Below are 2,914 nucleotides of genomic sequence, written 5' to 3'. Positions count from 1 at the left end.
GTGCACGCCTTCTTCACGTCCAGCGCGGGCGGCGTCTCGCCCGCCCCGTGGGGTGCGGCGGACGGCGGCGGCGGTCTCAACCTGGGCCTGAACGTGTCCGACGACGACGCGCGGGTCGCGGTCAACCGGTCCCGTGCCGCCGAGCGCCTCGGCGCACCGGTCGCGTTCGCCACCCAGGTGCACGGCGACGTCGTGCTGGAGCTCGGCGCGGCCGAGCGCGCCCTGTGGGCCGCGCCCAGGCCGCCGGCCTCGGCGGGGGAGGGTGACGCGCTCGTCACCGCCGAGCGCGGGCTGGGCCTCGGGGTGCTGGTCGCCGACTGCGTCCCGGTGCTGCTCGCCGAACCGGTGGCTCGGGTGGTCGCCGTCGCGCACGCCGGGCGCAAGGGGGTGCTGGCCGGCGTGGTGCACCGGGCCCTGGACTCGCTGGTCGCCCGGGGCGCGGATCCCGCGCGCGTGCGCGCCGCCGTCGGGCCCGCGGTCTGCGGGCGGTGCTACGAGGTGCCCGCCGCGATGCGCGACGAGGTGGCCGCCGCCGTGCCGGAGACGTTCGCGACCACGAGCGACGGCACGCCGGGCCTCGACCTGCCGGCCGGGGTGGCCGCGCAGCTCGCCTCCCGGGGGGTGGCGGTGACGCGGGTCGAGCGCTGCACGCTGGAGGACCCCGAGCTGTTCTCGCACCGCCGGGCGAGCGTGACCGGCGTCACGACCGGCCGTCAGGCGGGCGTCGTGGCGCTGTTCTGAGCCGCTGTGGCGGATTTCCGCCAGATCCGCGACACGCCGATAACAGTGCCCTGACCTGCGAAATCACACGGATGTCGTTTTTAGCGAGCAATCGCTGAACAACTTTGGCAAAGTTGTTCGTGGCACGGCGTGTCGCACTTCCGGGTCGGATTGCGCCGGGCTACTTTTGTCAAGACGACCTCGGTCGGAGGTCAAGGTCGGACCTGTTGTACGGGCCCGCTGGGACACAGACAGAAGGACGCACAGCAGGCGACGAACGGAGAGTGAGCGATGGCCGGAGCGCTTCGCAAGACCATGCTGTATCTGGGCCTCGCCGACGATCAGGGCGAGCAGGAGTACCTCGACGAGTACGACGAGGGCCTGGAGGAGAACGTGGAGGACCACCGACACGCGCAGGTCACGCCGCTGCACCGCGATGGCGTGCCCCACCAGGCGCTCTCCACCGGGGAGCTGCGCCGCATCACGACCGTGCACCCGCGCTCGTACAACGACGCACGGAGCATCGGCGAGGCTTTCCGCGCCGGCACTCCCGTCATCATGAACCTCTCCGACATGGACGACGCCGACGCCAAGCGCCTGGTCGACTTCTCGGCCGGCCTCATCTTCGGTCTGCACGGCTCGATCGAGCGGGTGACCAACAAGGTCTTCCTGCTCTCTCCCGAGCACGTGGAGATCGCGGCCGAGGAGCACGTCGCCCCCGAGAAGCCGAACGGACGCGGCGGCTTCTACAACCAGAGCTGATCACCACGAGACCTGAGCGGGGGGCGGTCGCCACACGGCGAACGTCCCCCGCTCACGTCTGTCCCCGCACCGCATCCGGGCAGGTTCATGGGATCCGGGGTTCGAACACGTTAGGTTGTGCGTGTGGCTCTTATCCTGCAGTTCATCGGCTTCCTGCTGTGGCTCTTCATCCTGTTCCTCATCGGCCGGCTGATCTTCGACTGGGTGCAGTTCTTTGCCCGGGACTGGCGGCCGCGTGGTGTTCTGCTCGTGGTCGCCGAGGCGGTCTACACGGTCACGGACCCGCCCCTGCGGTTCCTGCGCCGGCTGATCCCGCCGCTGCGGCTGGGCCAGATCCAGCTCGACCTGGCGTTCATCGTCCTGTTCTTCGGCGTCTCGATCCTTTCCCAGCTCGTCGGTTCCTGGGCCGCGAGGATCTGACGTCACCGGAAAAGTGTTGGAGATGTGCCGGTTCTCGTCGGGCCGGCGCACGATTCATCGAGGTGAGGCACAAGAACATTGACCGATGCATGGATCCGGGCTGGGGTGACACGGCACACTCTGTGAGGAAATCGTGCCCGGGGGTGCTCCCGGTGTCCCGGGCCGATGTCGTCCGCTACCGTGGGCTTCGGCGAAGGGCGCGCGGCTTGCTAGCGCCGACGTCCGAGTTCAGCGTTCCTACGTTCTAACTTTCGAGGTGACACGATGGCACTGCTTACAGCAGAGGACATCCTCAACAAGAAGTTCTCCGCGACGAAGTTCCGCGAGGGCTACGACGTCGAGGAGGTCGACGACTTCCTCGACGAGGTCGTGCGGACGCTGACCAACGTCCAGGAGGAGAACGAAGGCCTGCGGCAGAAGGTCGCGGCCGCCGAGCGGCGCATCGCGGAGCTGTCGCGCAGCGACGCCGCCGCCCCCGCCCGTGCGCAGGCCGCGCCGGTCGCGGCGCCCGTCATGCCGACCGGCCCCGCCGGCCCCAAGGGCAACGGCCCGGAGCCCGAGTCGGCGACCGGCATGCTCCAGCTGGCCCAGAAGCTGCACGACGACTACGTGCGCTCCGGCCAGGAGGAGGGCGACCGCCTCATCACGGAGGCCAAGACCGAGGGGGCGCGCATCGTGCGCGACGCCGAGGAGACGTCGCACCGCACGCTGTCGCAGCTCGAGCAGGAGCGTTCGCTGCTGGAGCGCAAGATCGACGAGCTGCGCCTGTTCGAGCGCGACTACCGCACCCGCCTGAAGAGCTTCCTGCAGAACCTGCTGGGCGACCTGGACGCGCGGGGCTCGGCCCTGCCGCCGCGGAACAACCAGCAGTCCGGCCGGCCGGCCGAGATGGCCCAGGGCATCTGACGGCGATCTGACAGCAGAGCACCGCTCGACACGCACGGCGGCCCGGACGTCCCCACCTCACGTCCGGCCGCCGTGCGAGTTGTGCGGCGCACGCTCATCATGGGGG

General features: G+C 70.1%; 4 protein-coding genes. All 4 read left to right on the top strand.

All coding sequences use genetic code 11. The features are described 5' to 3' along the window. Positions 1–741, top strand: a 741-nt coding sequence (pgeF, locus tag ACFWEJ_RS28245; RefSeq protein ID WP_377232479.1) for a peptidoglycan editing factor PgeF, incomplete at its 5' end; no start/stop codon positions are given. A 270-nt stretch (positions 742–1,011) separates the two neighbouring features. Further along, positions 1,012–1,482 (top strand): cell division protein SepF, encoded by a 471-nt coding sequence (locus ACFWEJ_RS28240; RefSeq protein WP_377232478.1) that lies wholly within the window; start codon positions 1,012–1,014, stop codon positions 1,480–1,482. Between the two features lie 123 nt (positions 1,483–1,605). After that, entirely contained in the window at positions 1,606–1,902 is a 297-nt protein-coding gene (locus ACFWEJ_RS28235) for a YggT family protein (protein ID WP_377232477.1), read from the top strand. A 264-nt stretch (positions 1,903–2,166) separates the two neighbouring features. Next, entirely contained in the window at positions 2,167–2,808 is a 642-nt protein-coding gene (locus ACFWEJ_RS28230) for a DivIVA domain-containing protein (RefSeq protein ID WP_020016671.1), read from the top strand. Positions 2,809–2,914: the final 106 nt, after the last annotated feature.

The organism is Promicromonospora sp. NPDC060204, assembly GCF_042728455.1.
Classification (GTDB): Bacteria; Actinomycetota; Actinomycetes; order Actinomycetales; family Cellulomonadaceae; genus Promicromonospora.
Note: the sequence above shows the minus strand (reverse complement) of the source record. Positions and strands in the feature narration are given on the sequence as shown.

Excerpts from the sequence above, each read along its gene's own strand:
- ACFWEJ_RS28240 (WP_377232478.1), top strand. The coding sequence starts at position 1,012 with ATGGCCGGAGCGCTTCGCAAGACCATGCTGTATCTGGGCCTCGCCGAC.
- ACFWEJ_RS28230 (WP_020016671.1), top strand. The coding sequence starts at position 2,167 with ATGGCACTGCTTACAGCAGAGGACATCCTCAACAAGAAGTTCTCCGCG.